Consider the following 16569-nt stretch of genomic DNA (forward strand, 5'->3'; position numbering starts at 1 on the left):
CCCGAGGCCCTGACGGCGCCGCTGGCCATTGCCCACATCGTCATGCTGGCCGATGCCGCCGGCCGCGAAGCCAGCCGCGCCCATGTGGCGGCGCTGCTGCGCGACCACCACCTGGCGCTGCCCGATGCGCAGACCACGCACCTGCGCATGGACCTGGGTGTGTTTCGCATCCGCTGGGAGTTGCACACCGAGTTCGTGTCGTGGACCTTTATGGTGCCCACACCCGTCGAGGCTTTTGGCGAGCGCGATCCCGCCAGTGCCATCGACGTGGTGCCGCGCGAATGGCTGGCGGCGCTGCCGGGCCAGTGTCTGTGCAGCCTGAACCTGTGGGTGCTGCCCACCCAGCAGTTTGGCTCGGGGTCGCTGGTCAAGCATGTGCTGCACGAGGACACGCTCGTGGCTTCCACAGTGGCCGACGGGCATGGCGAGCTGTACACCGACTTCGCCATCCATGCCGACGGTTTTTCGCGCATGGTGCTGCTGGCGGGTGGCATGACGCCGCGCCGCCTGGGCCGCCTGGTGCAGCGCCTGCTCGAGATCGAAACCTACCGCATGGCCGCGCTGCTGGGCCTGCCTGCCGCACGCGAGGCCGCCACGGTGCTGGCCTTTGCCGAGCGCGAACTGGCCGAGCTGGCCGACGCCATTCGCACCGCCAACCGCGATGCCGAACCTGCGCTGCTCGACCGGCTCACCCGGCTGGCCGGGCAGGTGGAGAGCCAGTACGCGGCCACGCACTCGCGGTTTTCGGCCAGCAGCGCTTACTTTGAATTGCTGGACCGCCGCATCCAGGACGTTGCCGAGTCGCGCCTGGCGGGCATGCAGACCATCCGCGAGTTCATGGACCGCCGGCTCACACCCGCGCGCAGCACCTGCGAGTGGGCCACGCGGCGCCAGGATGCGCTGTCGCAGCGCGTCTCGCGCATGAGCAACCTGCTGCGCACCCGCGTCGAAATCGAGCAGCAGCAAAGCAGCCAGGCGCTGCTGACCACCATGAACCACCGGCAGGATTTGCAATTGCAGATGCAGTCCACGGTGGAAGGCCTGTCGGTGGCCGCCATCACCTATTACATCGTGGGGCTGGTGAGCTACCTGGCCAAGGGCGCGCAAAAGCTGGGCTGGCCCCTGTCGCCCGAGACCACGGCGGCTGTGGCGATTCCGGTGGTGGCGGTGGGCGTGTGGTGGTCGCTGCGGCGGCTGCACCACCGGGTGTTTCGCAAGCATTGAAAGCGTTCTGACAACGCCCCTGGGGTTTTGCATGGCGCTTGCCGCACTGGCTCGCACCGGGCCGTTCGGGGCTGCGCCGCCTGCGCCCCCGCGCCGCTGCCCCCCCGGAGAGCGCTGAGCCGGGTTTTTGGCCGCTGAAGGGTCTCGGCGCGCTGCGGGCAAGCGGCCGATAATCGCTGCATGCCATTCAGCTACACCCCCTCTTATGCCAGCACCCGCTTGCCGGTGTTTGCGCGCAACCTTTGTTCCACCTCGCACCCGCTGGCCGCGCAGGCCGGTTTGCGCATGCTGCAGCAGGGCGGCAATGCGGTGGATGCCGCCGTGGCCGCCGCCGCCGCCATGACGCTGTGTGAGCCAGTCAGCAACGGCCTGGGCAGCGATGCGTTCTGCATCTTGTGGGACGGGAAGGCGCTGCATGGCTTGAATGCGTCGGGCCGCGCACCGCAGGCGTGGACGCCGGAGTATTTTCATCGCCGCTACGGCACCGGTGCGGCCACGCCGCCCAAGCGCGGCATCGACTCTGTCACCGTGCCCGGCGCCGTGAGCGCCTGGGTGGCGCTGTCAGAGCGCTTTGGCAAGCTGCCGTTTGCCGACCTCATGGCACCCGCTATCGAGATCGCCGAGCGTGGCTACCTGGTGCCCGTGGTGGTGCAGCAAAAGTGGGCCGCCGCTGTGCCCGAACTGCAATCGCAGCCCGGTTTTGCGCAAAGCTTCATGCCCTGGGGGCGCGCGCCGCAGGTGGGCGAGCTGTTCCAGTTTCCGGCCGCCGCGCGCGCCTTGCGCGCCATTGGTGCCACGCGCGGCGAGGCCTTTTACACCGGCGAAATCGCCCAGGCCATGGCTGCCTTTGCGCAGGCCCAGGGCGGCAGCCTCAGTCTGGCAGACCTGGCCGCGCACCGGCCTGAATGGGTGACGCCCATTGCCCGCAACTACCGGGGCTACACGCTGCACGAGATTCCGCCCAGCGGCCAGGGCATTGCCGCCCTGATTGCGCTGGGCATCCTGGAGCAGTTTGACCTGGCCAGCCTGCCGGTGGACGGGCCCGAGGCCCAGCACCTGCAGATCGAGGCCATGAAGCTGGCGTTTGCCGATGTGTACCGCTATGTGGCCGAGCCTTCTTCCATGGAGGTGACCCCCGCGCAAATGCTCGATGACGGCTACCTCGCTTCCCGTGCCAGACTCATCCGCATGAACCAGGCGCAGGATTTTGGGGCGGGCAACCCGGTTAAGGGCGGCACCATCTACCTCACAGCGGCCGACGAGAACGGCATGATGGTGAGCTTCATCCAGAGCAACTTCACCGGCTTTGGCTCGGGCTGCGTGGAGCCCACGTTTGGCATCAGCCTGCAAAACCGGGGCTTCGGGTTCAGCACCGACCCGGCAGGTGCCAACCGGGCCAATCTGGTGGCGCCGGGCAAGCGGCCGTTTCACACCATCATTCCAGCCTTTGTCACGAAGGACGGCCAGCCCGTCATGAGCTACGGCGTGATGGGCGCCAACATGCAGCCCCAGGGCCACATGCAGACACTGGTGCGCATGCTCGACCACGGCCAGAACCCGCAGATGGCCTGCGACGCGCCGCGCTGGCGCTTCAATGCGGGGCTGTCGATCAATGTGGAAGCATCCATGCAGCCGGCCACCGTGCAGGGCCTGCAGGCGCTGGGCCACCGCATCGACGTGCTGCAGGACTCTTACCAGGACTTTGGCGCGGGCCAGTTCATCTGGCGCATGGGCGACCCCAAGGTGCATGGCTATTTGGCGGCCAGCGATGCGCGCCGCGACGGTCTGGCGGCCGGGTTTTGAATGCGTTGGTGTGAGTTTTAATCAAAAGTGCCTACAGCCCAATCACAGCAAGCGCAAGCAGCTAGAAAAAATGTAGCAACTGGTTTATTGCTGGCGCTGTTCGGCGCCATCGCCTTCAGCGGCAAGGCCATCATCGTCAAGCTGGCCTACCGCCATGGCGTGGATGCGGTCACGCTCATCATGTACCGCATGCTGTTTGCGCTGCCCATCTTTGCCCTGATGGCGTGGTGGGCCAGCCGGGGCAAGCCGCCCCTGTCGCGCCGCGACTGGCTGGGCGTGGTGGGGCTCGGCATCACGGGCTACTACCTGGCCAGTTTTCTCGACTTTGCCGGGCTGGCCTATATCAGTGCCAGCCTGGAGCGGCTCATCCTGTACCTCAACCCCACGCTGGTGATGATGCTCGGCTGGGTGCTGTATGGCCGCAGCATCCGCTGGGGCCAGGCGCTGGGCATGGCCATCAGTTACTGCGGCGTGGTGCTGGTGTTTGGCCTGGAGGCCCGGCTGCAGGGCGCCGATGCGGCCTGGGGCGCGCTGCTGGTGTTTCTGAGCGCCGTGAGCTATGCCATCTACCTTGTTTACAGCGGCGAGATGGTCAAGCGCATCGGCTCGTTGCGGCTGGTGGGCCTGGCCACCACGGTGGCCTGCCTGTGCTGCCTGCTGCAGTTTGTGCTGCTGCGGCCCCTGAGCGCGGCGGTGGTGGCGCCCGAGGTGATCTGGCTGTCGGTGCTCAATGCCACGCTGTGCACCGCGGCGCCGGTGCTCATGGTGATGATGGCCATCGAGCGCATTGGCGCCGGAATGGCGGCCCAGACCGGCATGGTGGGTCCGTTGTCCACCATCCTCATGGGGGTGTGGATTCTGGGTGAGCCCTTCACGCTGTGGGTGGCGGCGGGCACTGCGCTGGTGATTGCGGGCATCTTTGTGTTCACGCGCATGTCGCGCCAGCCGGTGCGCTGACGCTCCACGGGCGCCCCACCCGCCGGGGCAACCAACCGCGCCGTGGGGGCACCGCCGGGCCACGGCGGTCGCCCGCGCAGGCCCCATTTATGATTTGAAACGGCTGCGAGTTGCGGCCAGCAATCGGGAGTTTTTATGGATCTGGGAATCGCGGGCAAATGGGCGCTGGTGTGTGGTGCCAGCAAGGGGTTGGGGTTTGGTTGCGCGCAGGCGCTGGTGCGCGAGGGCGTGAACGTGGTCATCAACGCGCGCAACGCCGATGCACTGCAGGTGGCTGCTTCTCAATTAATAGCTGCTGGCGCAGACGCAGCAAGCGCCAGAGGCCAAAATGGCACCAAACCCGTGGTGCTGACGGTGGCCGCCGACATCACCACCCCCGAGGGGCGGGCCGCTGTTTTTGCCGTGCCCGGCGGGCCGGGGCGCGATTTCGACATCGTGGTCACCAACGCGGGTGGCCCACCCACGGGCGATTTTCGCGACTGGGACCGCGACGCCTGGATCAAGGCGGTGGACGCCAACATGCTCACCCCCATCGAGCTCATCAAGGCCACGGTGGATGGCATGGCTGCGCGGGGCTTTGGCCGTGTGGTCAACATCACCTCCAGTGCGGTGAAGGCGCCGATTGACATCCTGGGGCTGTCCAATGGCGCACGCAGCGGGCTCACCGGTTTTGTGGCAGGCGCCGCGCGCAGCAAGCTGGCAGCGCAGGGCGTCACCCTGAACAACCTGCTGCCGGGCAAGTTCGACACCGACCGCCTTGCCACCACGCTGGGCGCTGCGGCCACCAAGTCCGGCAAAAGTCTGGACGACGTGCGCCGTGCACAGCAGGCGCAGATTCCGGCCGGCCGCTTTGGCAACCCCGAAGAGTTTGGCGCCATCTGCGCGTTCCTGTGCAGCGTGCATGCGGGTTACATGACGGGCCAGAATGTGCTGGCCGACGGCGGCGCCTACCCCGGCACGTTCTGACGGCGTTGCATGGCGCTGTGTGATGGCGCTTAGTTTTTGATAGCTGCTTGCGCTTGTCCACAAAGCGCTGGCGGCTGTTTTGACTAAAAATATTCAGCGCCGCGACGACACCACGATGCCACCCACGATCAGCGCAAACGCCACGGCGTGGTAGCCGCTGGGCGCTTCGCCCAGAAACGCCGCCGACAGCAAGGCGGCAAACAGCGGGGTCAGGTTGGAGAAGAACCCGGCCACCGCCGGCCCGGCCCGCTGCACCCCAATGCCCCAGCAGCGGTAGGCCACCAGCGCCGGACCGATGGCGATGAACAGCAGCGCCGCCACCAGCGGCCAGCCCCATGCAATGTGCATGTGCCCCGTGGCCCACTCGGCGCTGGCAAAGACGCCCGACCAGGCCAGGCCAAACACCATCTGCCCTGTCAGAAAGGCGGCCCAGTCGCCGCGCACGCTGGCGGGCTCGCTGGTGCGCACCAGCAGCCAGCTGTAGAACGACCACGAAATCGTGGCCAGCAGCATGAACAGATCGCCCGCCACCAGGCGCAGCGCCAGCAGCTGGCTCCACTCGCCCCGGCTGAGCACGGTGAGCACGCCGATCATTGACAGGGCCGCGCCCGCCAGCTGCTGGCGGGTGACGGTCACGCCAAAAAACAGCGCACCCACCGCCAGCATCCACACCGGCATGCTGGAGCCCACCAGCGTCACGTTGATGGGTGTGGAGGTCTGCAGCGCCAGGTATTGCAGTGCGTTGTACAGGCCCACCCCCAGCAGCCCCAGCAGCGCATAGCGCCGCCAGTGCGGCCACAGCGGGCTGTCCGGGCGCAGCACGCGGTGCGTGAGCGGCAACAGCAGTGCCAGGGCCAGTGCCCAGCGCAAAAAATTGAGGGTGATGGGCGGCACCAGGTCATGCACCAGGCGGCCCACCACGGCATTGCCGGCCCACAGCAGCGGCGCCGTCACCAGCAGTGCCACCGTGCCGGGCGTCAGTCGTTGAGTCATGCCGTCACTGTAACGGTGGGGCCCCAGCGAGGCTTGCAGATTCATGGCAGGATGACAGCCCCCTTGTCGCATCCATTACAGGAGACCGTTTTCATGAGCCTTGCCGTCCAGATCCGCCAGCCCGGTGGCGCCGAAGAACTTCACCTGGTTGACGTGGCCGTGGGTGAGCCCGGGCCGGGTGAAATCCGCATCCGGCACCACGCCATCGGCCTGAACTTCATCGATGTGTACCACCGCACGGGTCTGTACCCGCTCAACCTGCCCGCCACCATCGGCATGGAGGCCGCCGGCGTGGTCGAAGCCGTGGGCGAAGGCGTCACGCACCTGAAGGTGGGCGACCGCGCCGCCTATGCCAGCCAGCCGCCCGGTGCCTATTGCGAGGCGCGCGTGATGCCCGCCAAATGCGTGTGCAAGCTGCCCGACGCCATCAGCTTCGAGACCGGCGCGGCCATGATGCTCAAGGGCCTCACGGCGCAATACCTGCTGAAAAAGACGCTGCCGGTGGAAGGCCTGCAGCCCGGCGACCATGTGCTGTTCCACGCCGCAGCGGGTGGTGTGGGCCTGATCGCCAGCCAGTGGGCCAAGGTGCTGGGGCTGCAGCTCATCGCCACCGCTGGCACCGATGCCAAGTGCCAGCTGGCGCTGGCCAATGGCGCGGCCCACGCCATCAACTACGCCACCGAAGACTTTGCGGCGCGCGTGAAAGAAATCACCGCAGGCCAGGGCGTGAAGGTGGTGTACGACTCGGTGGGCAAGGACACCTGGGACAAGTCGCTGGAGTGCCTGCGCCCGTTTGGCCTGATGGCCAGCTTCGGCAACTCCTCGGGCCCGGTGGCGCCTTTTGCACCCGGCGCGCTGGGTGCCAAGGGCTCGCTGTATGTCACGCGCCAGACGCTGTTCAGCCACATCGCCACGCGCGAAAGCACCCAGGCCATGGCCGACGACCTGTTTGCCGTGGTGGCCAGCGGGCGGGTGAAGATCCACATCGACCAGCGCTACCCACTCGCCGAGGTGCAGCAGGCGCACCGCGACCTGGAAGCGCGCAAGACCACCGGCTCGACCATCCTCACGCTGTGACGCTGGCCGCCAAAGCGTCTGCCGCCGAATGGCTGGCCACGGCCCGCGCAGCTGCCCATCAGCCGCCCGCGCAAGCGCGTCAGCCCCTGTGGGTGGCGGGGCAGGCCGTGGGGTCGGTGGCGACCGGGATTCTGAGTCAAATCGACCTCTGGCGCTTATCAGATAAGCGCTACCAGCTACTGAATCAGGAGCATTCTGGTGAATGGATGTGGCACCTCGATGTGGCGCCCGACGCCGTCACCCCCGCGCTGAACCTGCTGGCGCAGGCCCTGCGCGCCCAGGGCCAGTGCGGCCCGTGGCGCGACGAGCAACTGGCGGTGTGCAACGCCCATGGCGAGCGGCTGGGCACCATCGAGCGCGGCGCCGTGCGTGTGCTGGGCATCGCCACGCGGGCCGTGCACCTGGTGGGCAGGGCGCCGGATGGACGCATCTGGGTGCAGCAACGCTCCAAAACCAAGCCCAACAACCCGGGCATGTGTGACACATTGATGGGCGGCATGGTCTCGGCCGCCGAAACCTTGCAACAGGCGCTGGAGCGCGAAACCTGGGAGGAGGCGGGCTTGCGCCTGCCCGCGCTGCACGGCGTGGAGCTGGGCGGGCAGGTGGAGTTCAGCCGCCCCAGCCGCGAGGGCGGTGGCGTGGGTTACATGGTCGAGCGCATCGACTGGTTTCGCTGCACCGTGCCCGAAGGGTTGGAACCCTGCAACCAGGACGGCGAGGTGGAGCGGTTTGAGCTGTGGACCCCCGCCCAGGTGCGCGAGTGCATTGCCGCGGGCAAGTTCACGCTGGAGGCCGCGCTGGTGCTGGGCGCCTGCTGCGGAATCTGAGAGGCTGAGAGGAATCCGAATCAGGCGTGCGTGATCCAGTCGGTGTGCTCGCGCCCGTTAAGGTGCGGCAGGGTGTTGAAGGTCTGCAGCATCAGCCGCTTGGGCGACACGCTGAACTCGGTCACGGCGCTGTTGCGGATGCGCATGTTCAGCGCAATGGTCACCTCGGGCGCGGTGCCCAGCACCTCGCCCACTGCCGCCGAAATGGGGCCACCGCTGCTGACCAGCAGCACGTTGTGCCCCGCGTGCTGGTGGCGCACATGGTCGAGCGCGGCGCGCACGCCGCCGGCAAATTCGTCCCAGCTGGGCATGCCCTGCGGGCTGATGACGCCCGCCATCCATTGCGCCAGCGCGTCGCACAGCAGGCGGAAATGGTGGCGGTATAGCTCGGGCGTGTCGGGCTTGGCCAGGGGCTGCGGGTGGATGGCACGGATGAGCGCCAGGCTGTCGTATTCGTTCAGGCCCGGCATCTGCAGCGGCTCGGGGGTGATCTGCAGGCCTTCGGCAATGCCTTCAAGCGTCTGCGTGTGGCGCCGCAGCGTTCCGGTAAGGATGGCGTCAAATGCCTGGCCCTGTGCGCGCCAGTGTTCGCCCAGCCGCACCGCCTGCTCACGCCCCCGCGTGCTGAGCTGGTCGTAATCGTCGGCACCAAACGAGGCCTGGCCGTGGCGCACAAGGTAGAGGGTTCCCATGGCGGGAATTTAGGGGAATAGCCAGTCTGCCTATGTCTCGCGGGCGACGCATGCTATTGAAAGAGAAGCGAACCACGCGGTGCTGGCCGCCCTGTACGCAAGGCCGGGGCCTGTGGCTGCCGCCGGTTCAGGGTGCGGGGTGCAGCACCTGGCTGAAGATGTCCGCATCCACATTGCCGCCCGTGAGCGCCACGCCCACCGTCTGGCCCGCAAGCCGGTCTTTCTCTTGCAGCGCCGCCGCGAAGGCTGCGGCGCCTGCACCTTCGGCCACGTTGTGCGTGTCGGTGAACAAGGCGCGCATGGCGGCTGCCACCTCGTTGTCGCTGACCTGCACGATGTGGTCGATGTGCGGTGCAATGATGGCCAGTGCCGCGGCGTCGGCCACGCGGCAGGCCATGCCGTCGGCCAGCTGGGTGGTCACCGGGGCCTCCACCTCGCGGCCTGCGGCCACCGAGTCGGCGTAGGTGGTGGCGTGGCTGCTGACCACGCCCACCACGCGCACGCCATGGCCCAGTGCCAGCTTGGCCGCAATCGCCGAACAAGCGCCCGAGCCCTGGCCGATGGGCACATACACCACATCAAGCTGCGGCACGGCGCGCAAAAACTCCCACCAGTAGGTGCTTACGCCGCGCAGCAGGTCGGTGTGAAAGCTCGGCACCATGTGCGCGCCGCGCTCGGCTGCGATGTGCATGGCGTGTTCGCGGGCCTCCTGGAAGTCGCTGCCGTGCTCGATGAGCCTGACGCCCAGGGCACGCATGGCGGTGTTCTTTTCGACCGAGTTGCCGCGTGGCACGACGATGGTGCAGGCCACACCGTGGCGGCGCGCGGCCCAGCCCATGCTCTGGCCGTGGTTGCCGCGCGTGGCGCTGACCACCTCGCGCGGCAGTGCGCCGCGCCGCTCGAGTTGGTCAAAATAGGTCAGCCCGCCGCGGATCTTGAACGCGCCCACGGGGGTGTGGTTTTCGTGCTTGAGCCAGCAGTCGGTGCCCAGGCGCTCGCTTAGCAGCGCCCAGCGGTACTGCGGCGTGGCGGCAAAGTCGCGGTAAACCACCTGTGCGGCGGCTTCGATGTCGGCCAGGGTGGGAAGGGGCATGGAGAAAACTTCTGTTTTGATAGCTGCTGGCGCTTGCTGAATGGCCGCTTGGAGCTGTTTTGGCTTGTTTTTTACAGCCGCACCGTGCCGCTGATGCAGGTGACGGTGTGGCCGCCCACCCAGATATCCGAGCCATCTTGTTCAACATGCACCCGCCCGGCGCGGCCCAGCGCCGTGCCCTGGCTGGCCACGTAGCGCGCGGGCGCGAGGCCCGCGCCAATAAGCCATTGCGCCAGCGCGGCATTGAGGCTGCCCGTGACGGGGTCTTCCGCCAGGCCGTTGTTGCCGGGGAAGAAGGCGCGCACGTCGAAGGCGATGCCGTCCGCATCACTGCTGCCCACCACGCCGACCTTGCCACGGGGGCCGACCACGCCCACATCCAGCCCGGCAAGGATGGCGCCGTCGGGCTTCAAAGCCAGCACCTGCGCGCCCGAGCGCAGCATCACGCCGCGCCAGTTCGGGCCGTTGTCGCACCAGGCGTGGTGCAGGATGTCGCTGCGCGCCACGCCAAGGCCCTGGGCGATGCGGGCCACATCGGCTTCGTCGAGCGGGCCGCTTTTGATCAACGGTGGGGCCGCAAAGGCCAGGCGGTCATCGTCCTGGCGCAGCGCGACCAGGCCCACGCCGCACTCCTGCACCACGCGGCCCGCCACGAGGGGCTGGCCGCCCGATTGCAGCCAGGCATGGCAGCTGCCCAGCGTGGGGTGGCCGGCAAACGGCAGCTCGCGGCCCGGGCTGAAGATGCGCACGCGGTAGTCCGCGCCCGCTGCGCGGCCCTCGGGCGTGGGCGGCAGCACAAACGTGGCTTCGGACAGGTTGGTCCAGTTGGTGAACTGCTGCATGGCTTCTGCCGTGAGGCCTTCACCGTCCAGCACCACGGCCAGCGGGTTGCCACGGTAGGGCTCGGGGGTGAATACGTCGACCTGCAGATAAGGGCGTTGGCGCATGGCGGGGCTTGGAAGGAAAGAACTCAGGACAGCGGCTGGTCCAGCACGCCGCGTGCGCCGGGGCGCTCGCGCAGGGCCTGGAACCAGCGTTCCAGGTGGGGCCGGGCGGTGCGTTCCTGGGGCAGGCCCCACCAGCGGTGGATTTCGCAGCCCACCGGAATGTCGGCCATGGTGAAGTGCTCGCCTGCCATGAAGGGCTGGCGCGCCAAGTGCGCGTCCAGCAGAGCCAGCAGTGCTTCGGTGGCGGCCACCGAGCGGTGGATGAGCGCCTCGTTGCGCTGCGCGGCCGGTGTGCGGATCCACTGCATGAAGGCGTCGCGCCCGGCCGGGTTGAGCGCGGTCTGCTGCCAGTCCATCCACTGCTCGGCCACAAACCGGGCGGGCAGCGCGTCGGGATAGAGCTGGCCGGGTGCATAGCGGGCGCACAGGTAGCGCACGATGGTGTTCGACTCCCACAGCACCACGCCGCCTTCGTCCTCGATCAGGGGCACCAGGCCGTTGGGGTTGAGGTGCAGGTAATGCGGATCACGCACGATGCCGAACTGACCGCCCGCATCGGTGCGCTGCAAGGGCAGCGCCAGTTCTTGCGCCGTCCACACCACCTTGCGCACGTTGATGGACGAGATCCGTCCCCACAGCCGCAGCATGCTCAGCCCTTGGCCTGGTGCGCGCGGATGGCCGCTGCCAGCGCGGCGATGGCGGTGCGGATCTCGTCGCTGGTGGCCGTGACATACGACAGGCGCAGGGTGCGGGTGTCGGGGTGGTCGGCATAAAAAGGCGCGCCGGGCACGAAGGCCACGTTGCGCTCCACCGCCTCGGGCAGCAGGGCCTGCGCATCCACTCCATCGGGCAGCCGCACCCACAGGAACATGCCGCCCGCCGGGCGTGTCCATTGCACGTCAAGGCCGGCCATCTCGTGCTCGAGTGCGGCCAGCATGGTGTCGCGCTGCTGCTTGTAGAGGGCGCGGATCGTGGGCACATGGCGGTCCAGAAAACCGTCCTTGATCACCTCGGCCACCACGCGCTGGTTGAAGCCGGGCGTGTGCAGGTCGGCCGCCTGCTTGGCCTGCAGCAGCTTGGGATAGATGGCCTGGGGCGCCACGATGTAACCGATGCGCAGGCCCGGGGCCAGCACCTTGGAGAACGAGCCCATGTAGATGCAGCCGTCGGGGTTGCGCGCCGTCAGGGGCGCGGGCGGGGCTTCGCCAAACCACAGGTCGCCATAGGGGTTGTCTTCGATCAGCGGAATGTTCAGCTCGGCCGCCTTGGCCACCAGCGCAGCGCGGCGCGCCTCGGTCATGGTGCGGCCCGTGGGGTTCTGGAAGTTGGGCAGCACATAGGCCAGGCGGGCCTTGTCGGCGCCGCTGCCGGCCTGTGCGGCAAAGTCGTCCACCAGAATGCCGGCGTCGTCGCTGGCCACGCTCACGGCCATCGGTTCCTGCGGCGCAAAGGCCTGCAGCGCGCCCAGGTAGGTGGGCGTTTCCACCAGCATGCGGCTGTTTTTGTCGAGAAACACCTTGCCGATCAGGTCCAGCGCCTGTTGCGAGCCGGTGGTGATCAGCACCTGGTCCGGGTCCACGGCCCAGGGCAGCATGTCGGCCACGGCCTGGCGCAGCGGGGCGTAGCCCTCGCTGGTGGCATATTGCAGGGCGGCGGCGCCGTCGCGCGCCATCACGGTGTTGCAGGCAGCGGTGAATTCTTCGAGGGGGAACGCCTTGGGCGAGGGCAGGCCACCGGCCAGGCTGATGATGCCGGGCTTGTCGGTCAGTTTGAGGATCTCGCGGATCGCGGAAGGGTTCATCTTGGCGGCGCGTGCGGCCAGGGTCCAGTTCGTCATGCAGTCATCTCCAGTGGGCGCCCGGCAGGGGCGCGCTTGTCATCCGATAAAAAGTGCCGCTGTGCGGCGGTGCAGGAGCCTGCGGGTGGGCGATGGGCTCGCACTTTAACCCGCCGGGTCCGCCCTGTGCGCAGCGCCATTCGCCATGTGGCCGTGGGTGTGTGGCGGGGTGTCATCATCATCCCGGACGGGGCGGTGCGCGCACCGGCATGCGGCGGCCCAGCAATACGGTGGCCATCACGGCCAGGCCAAAGCCCACGCTCGCCGCGTCCAGGCCCTCGCCCAGCAGGGGCACGGCAAACAGCATGCCCAGAAAGGGTTGCACCAGTTGCATCTGGCTCACGCGCACCGTGCCGCCCAGCGCCAGGCCCCGGTACCAGGCAAAAAAGCCCAGCCACATCGAAAACACCGACACATAGGCAAAGCCAGCCCAGGCCTGCGCGGGCAGGGGCACGGCGGGCCACGACAGCGCCGCCAGCGGCACCGTGACCGGCAGCGAGATCACCAGCGCCCAGCAGATCACGAACTCGGCCCGCATGTGCTGCGACAGCCGCGCGCCAAAGCCATAGCCCACGGCCGCGCACAGCATGGCGCCCAGCAGCAGTACATCGGCCGGGTGCAGCGCCAGCCCGGCACTGCCCGAGTGCAGCACGGCAAAAGTCACCACCAGACCCGTGCCCAGCACCGCGCAGGCCCAGAAGGCTGGCGACGGGCGCTGGCGGTGCAGCAGCGCTCCCACGGCTGCGGTGGCCAGCGGCAGCACGCCCACGATCACGCTGGCGTGCACGGCGCTGACGTGGCGCATCGCCACCGACGTCAGCAGCGGAAAGCCAAACACCACACCGAGCGCTGTCAGCACCAGTGGCCGGGCGTCGGAGCGCTGCGGCAGCGGTGCCCGCAGGGCCAGCAGCAGCGCCCCCGACAGCAGCCCGGCCAGGGCCGCGCGCCCCATGGCGATGAACAGGCCCGACATCAGCGGGGCATCGGGCGTGCCCACGGCCAGGCGGGTCATGGGCAGGGTCAGGGCAAAAATGGTGACGCCGAGCAGGCCCAGGGCCAGCCCGCGGGCCTCGTGCGGGCTGGCAGTGGGCAGGCGCGGCGCGGTCATGTGCGCACCATCCATGCGGCCGTGACGACCAGCACGCAGCCCATGGCACGGTTGAACCACAGCAGGCGCCGGCCGTGCGCCAGCCAGTGGCGCAGCAGCGCGCCCACCGCGGCATACACAAAATTGCTGCACAGCGCAAACAGGGCCATCACCGGCAGCACCACGGCCAGGCGCTGCAGGCTGTCTTCGCGCCCGATGATCCAGCCCGCCACGATGGTCAGCGACAGCAGCCAGGCCTTGATGTTCACGAACTGCAGCGCCGCCCCTTGCCAGAAACCCACGTCCATGCGGGCGGCGTCGGCCTCGCCGAGCTGGCCGCTCTGGCTGAGCTTCCAGGCCAGCCACACCAGATAGGCAATGCCCACGGCCTTGATGCCCCAGCGCAGCGCGGGCACCGCCAGCACCGCAGCCCCCAGGCCGCCCGCGCACAGCAGCAGCAGCGCGCTCCAGCCCACGGGCACGGCGCAGACAAAACGCATCGCGTGGCGCAACCCGCGGTTGGCCGCCAGCGCGGTGGACAGCGTGGTGTTGGGGCCGGGGCTGAAGCTCATGGCGGTGGCCAGTGCCAGCAGGGCAGTGAATTCAACAGGTGGCATGGCGCTGAAAAGAAAAAGGCAGGCTGTTACTGTAGAGGCAATTGCAATACAGTGCCAGTACAGTTAATCTGACAATCACGCCATCTGTAGTGGTGATTGTTTCAGCACAGTCAGCACAGTCAGCACAGTCGGCATTTCTGCACAAGGCCCTTCCCATGCTTACCCGTTCCAGCAGCCACACACTGACCGAACAGTTGGCCGAGCGTTTTGCCGAGCGCATCCGCTCGCGGCTGCTGCCTGCGGGCACACGCCTGCCGTCGGTGCGCGAATGCGCGCGCCAGCAGGGCGTGAGCCCCTACACCGTGGTGGCGGCCTACGACCAGTTGCAGGCCCAGGGCTTGGTGGAGGCGCGCAGTCAACGTGGTTTCTTTGTACGCGATTTTGTGCAAAATGGGGCGCAAGCGCAGGAGGGGCAAGCGCAATCAGCTATACAAAATATAGCAAATGTAGCGCTCAGGACGGCCACGGGCACCGCGCCTTTGCCATCGGGGTCGCGCATCAACGCCACGGCGCTGATCCGGGGCATGTTCCACCAGGCATCCACCCATCCGCAGCCGGGCGCCGGCGTGTTTCCGTCGGATTGGCTGGAGGCGGGGTTCATGGCGGCAGCGGTGCGCAAAGTCACCGGCAGCCGGGCGTTGCAAGAGGGCTCGCTGCAGTATGGCGACCCCATGGGCGACCCCGGCCTGCGCCAGGTGCTGGCGCGCAAGCTGGCGGGCTTGGGCATTCCCGCGCGGGCCGGTCAGATCATGACCACGGTGGGCGCCACCCACGCGCTCGACATTGTCAGCCGCACCCTGCTGCGGCCCGGCGACCCTGTCATGGTGGAGGAGCCCGGCTGGTCGGTGGAGTTTGCACGCCTTGATGCCCTGGGCATGCGCATCCTGCCCGTGCCGCGCCACGCCGATGGCCCCGATCTGGCCGTGATGGCGCGCTATTGCGAGGCCCACGCCCCCAAGCTGTTCGTGAGCGTGAGCGTGTTCCACAACCCCACGGGTTATTGCCTGTCGCCCGGCAGTGCGCACCAGGTGCTGCAGCTGGCACAGCAGCACAACTTTCATGTGGTGGAAGACGACACCTACAGCCACATCGCGCCCGAGCACGCCACGCGGCTCACGGTGCTCGACGGCCTGCGGCGCACCATTTACGTGAGCGGTTTCGCCAAAATCCTGGCGCCCAACTGGCGTGTGGGCTACCTGGCGGCGCCGCCCGATCTGGTGGAGCGCCTGCTCGACACCAAGCTGCTGTCCACCCTGACCACACCGTCCATTCTGGAAAAGGCGCTGGCCCTGTGCATCGATCAGGGCCAGCTGCGCCGCCATGCCGCGCGCATGCGCCTGCGCCTGGCCCAGGCACGCGCACGCAGCGTGCAGCTGGCGCTGGACGCCGGCTGCAGCTTTGCGGCCGAGCCGGCGGGGCTGTTTGGCTGGGTGGAGACGGGTGTGGACACTGACGTGCTGGCCCAGCGCATGCTGGACGAGGGCTACCTGCTGGCGCCCGGGGCGTTGTTCCATGCCAGCCGGCAACCGTGCACGCTGATGCGCATCAACTTCACCACCACGCAGGACGCGGCCTTCTGGCGCGTGTTCCAGCGGGTGGTGGCGCAGAGCCGGTAGCCACGGTGCGCTGCACTGCAACGGGCCGCGCAGGTTCAGGCGGCGGCGGGGCGTTCCACTTCCAGATCGGCCAGCACCCGCAATAGCGCGCGGTTGACTTCCTCCAGATCCATTTCATGGGTTTCGCACAGCTTGCGGATCACGCTGGCGTCGTCCGACTCCAGTGCGCGGGCCATCTGCAGGCCCGAGGCATAGGGGCCGGTGCCCAGCACGTCGGCGTCATAGATGCGCTCGGACAGCGGGATGCGGCGCAGGATGGTGCCCAGGGATTCGCCCATGACATCGTCCAGCTGCGACAGCAGCCCGCACAGGTAGATTTCGCGGCGCAGGTCGTTTTCCACGCCGGCATCCAGCAGATGCGTCATGAGCTGCGCCCGCATTACCATGGCCTCGCGCACGGGCCGCAGGTTCAGGTTGGTGCTGGCGTGGGGCAGCTGATCGGACAGCCAGCGCTTGATGGAGCCATAGCCCATCATCACCAGCCCCCGGCGCAACGAATCGATGCCCGTGCGCAGGCCCAGCGCCGCCGAGTTGGTGTAGACCATGAAGCGGTAGGCCAAGAGCGGGTCTTCGCCCAGGATTTCTTCGAAGGTTTCCAGCGACTGCTCGGCGTCAATCGCCTTCATCAGCTTCACGATGACTGCGTGCGAGGGCTGTGGCGACTGGTGCCGCTGGCCGTAAAGCACGTCTTCCACCGGCCAGCCGGCCAAGGCTAGGGCGTTTTGCTGATCGAGGCAATGCTCCATGAGCGCGCGGCTGGCGATGTTTTCATACATCTGGCCGGTGGAAGACGTGCTTTACGGCCAGCGGCACCAGTCGCCACAGCCCTCGCA

At 67.9% G+C, this 16569-nt stretch carries 15 protein-coding genes and 1 pseudogene; 7 read left to right on the forward strand and 9 right to left on the reverse strand.

The features are described 5' to 3' along the window. The 4 genes from DTW89_RS15810 to DTW89_RS15825 form a co-directional block, all read left to right on the forward strand. Positions 1-1224 (forward strand): DUF3422 family protein (locus DTW89_RS15810; RefSeq protein WP_114656635.1); only part of this gene is annotated, 1224 nt, incomplete at its 5' end. Positions 1225-1404: 180 nt separating this feature from the next. After that, positions 1405-3027, forward strand: a complete 1623-nt coding sequence (locus DTW89_RS15815; protein ID WP_114656636.1) for a gamma-glutamyltransferase family protein — start codon at positions 1405-1407, stop codon at positions 3025-3027. A 27-nt stretch (positions 3028-3054) separates the two neighbouring features. After that, on the forward strand, positions 3055-3984 hold the full coding sequence (locus DTW89_RS15820; protein ID WP_114656637.1) for a DMT family transporter: 930 nt from the start codon (positions 3055-3057) through the stop codon (positions 3982-3984). A gap of 135 nt (positions 3985-4119) precedes the next feature. Continuing rightward, positions 4120-4950, forward strand: coding sequence for an SDR family oxidoreductase (locus tag DTW89_RS15825; RefSeq protein ID WP_114656638.1), 831 nt, complete (start codon positions 4120-4122; stop codon positions 4948-4950). Between the two features lie 93 nt (positions 4951-5043). Here the strand turns inward: DTW89_RS15825 and DTW89_RS15830 are convergent, their stop codons facing one another. Further along, positions 5044-5943 carry a DMT family transporter gene (locus DTW89_RS15830; protein ID WP_114656648.1) on the reverse strand — a complete coding sequence of 300 codons (900 nt, stop codon included), beginning with the start codon at positions 5941-5943 and terminating at the stop codon, positions 5044-5046. 93 nt (positions 5944-6036) lie between these two features. Between DTW89_RS15830 and DTW89_RS15835 the strand changes: the two genes are divergently transcribed. Together DTW89_RS15835 and DTW89_RS15840 are read left to right on the forward strand one after the other, a co-directional pair. Further along, positions 6037-7020 carry a quinone oxidoreductase family protein gene (locus DTW89_RS15835; protein WP_114656639.1) on the forward strand — a complete coding sequence of 328 codons (984 nt, stop codon included), beginning with the start codon at positions 6037-6039 and terminating at the stop codon, positions 7018-7020. Positions 7021-7022: 2 nt separating this feature from the next. Beyond that, on the forward strand, positions 7023-7847 hold the full coding sequence (locus DTW89_RS15840) for a DUF4743 domain-containing protein (protein ID WP_442858116.1): 825 nt from the start codon (positions 7023-7025) through the stop codon (positions 7845-7847). A 20-nt stretch (positions 7848-7867) separates the two neighbouring features. Here DTW89_RS15840 and DTW89_RS15845 read toward each other — a convergent pair whose 3' ends face one another. The 7 genes from DTW89_RS15845 to DTW89_RS15875 form a co-directional block, all read right to left on the reverse strand. Next, on the reverse strand, positions 7868-8539 hold the full coding sequence (locus tag DTW89_RS15845) for a histidine phosphatase family protein (protein WP_114656641.1): 672 nt from the start codon (positions 8537-8539) through the stop codon (positions 7868-7870). A gap of 127 nt (positions 8540-8666) precedes the next feature. Beyond that, entirely contained in the window at positions 8667-9632 is a 966-nt protein-coding gene (locus tag DTW89_RS15850) for a threonine dehydratase (RefSeq protein WP_114656642.1), read from the reverse strand. A 71-nt stretch (positions 9633-9703) separates the two neighbouring features. Next, positions 9704-10579 (reverse strand): PhzF family phenazine biosynthesis protein, encoded by an 876-nt coding sequence (locus DTW89_RS15855; RefSeq protein ID WP_114656643.1) that lies wholly within the window; start codon positions 10577-10579, stop codon positions 9704-9706. A 23-nt stretch (positions 10580-10602) separates the two neighbouring features. Continuing rightward, entirely contained in the window at positions 10603-11226 is a 624-nt protein-coding gene (locus tag DTW89_RS15860; RefSeq protein WP_114656644.1) for a glutathione S-transferase family protein, read from the reverse strand. Positions 11227-11228: 2 nt separating this feature from the next. Next, the gene (locus DTW89_RS15865; protein WP_114656645.1) at positions 11229-12416 is read right to left on the reverse strand and encodes an aminotransferase-like domain-containing protein; all 1188 of its coding nucleotides are present in this window, start codon (positions 12414-12416) and stop codon (positions 11229-11231) included. Positions 12417-12594: 178 nt separating this feature from the next. Then, the gene (locus DTW89_RS15870; protein ID WP_201741021.1) at positions 12595-13524 is read right to left on the reverse strand and encodes a DMT family transporter; all 930 of its coding nucleotides are present in this window, start codon (positions 13522-13524) and stop codon (positions 12595-12597) included. Beyond that, positions 13521-14120: a LysE family translocator gene (locus tag DTW89_RS15875; RefSeq protein ID WP_087743581.1), complete on the reverse strand. Its 600-nt coding sequence runs from the start codon at positions 14118-14120 to the stop codon at positions 13521-13523. Before DTW89_RS15875 ends, DTW89_RS15870 begins: the two co-directional genes overlap by 4 nt. 155 nt (positions 14121-14275) lie before the next feature. Between DTW89_RS15875 and DTW89_RS15880 the strand changes: the two genes are divergently transcribed. Next, positions 14276-15736, forward strand: coding sequence for an aminotransferase-like domain-containing protein (locus DTW89_RS15880; protein ID WP_114656647.1), 1461 nt, complete (start codon positions 14276-14278; stop codon positions 15734-15736). Between the two features lie 35 nt (positions 15737-15771). Here the strand turns inward: DTW89_RS15880 and DTW89_RS15885 are convergent. Next, positions 15772-16518, reverse strand: a pseudogene (locus DTW89_RS15885) (HDOD domain-containing protein); the annotation flags it as partial. Positions 16519-16569: the final 51 nt, after the last annotated feature.

The organism is Acidovorax sp. BoFeN1, assembly GCF_003345135.1.
GTDB lineage: Bacteria > Pseudomonadota > Gammaproteobacteria > Burkholderiales > Burkholderiaceae_C > Acidovorax > Acidovorax defluvii.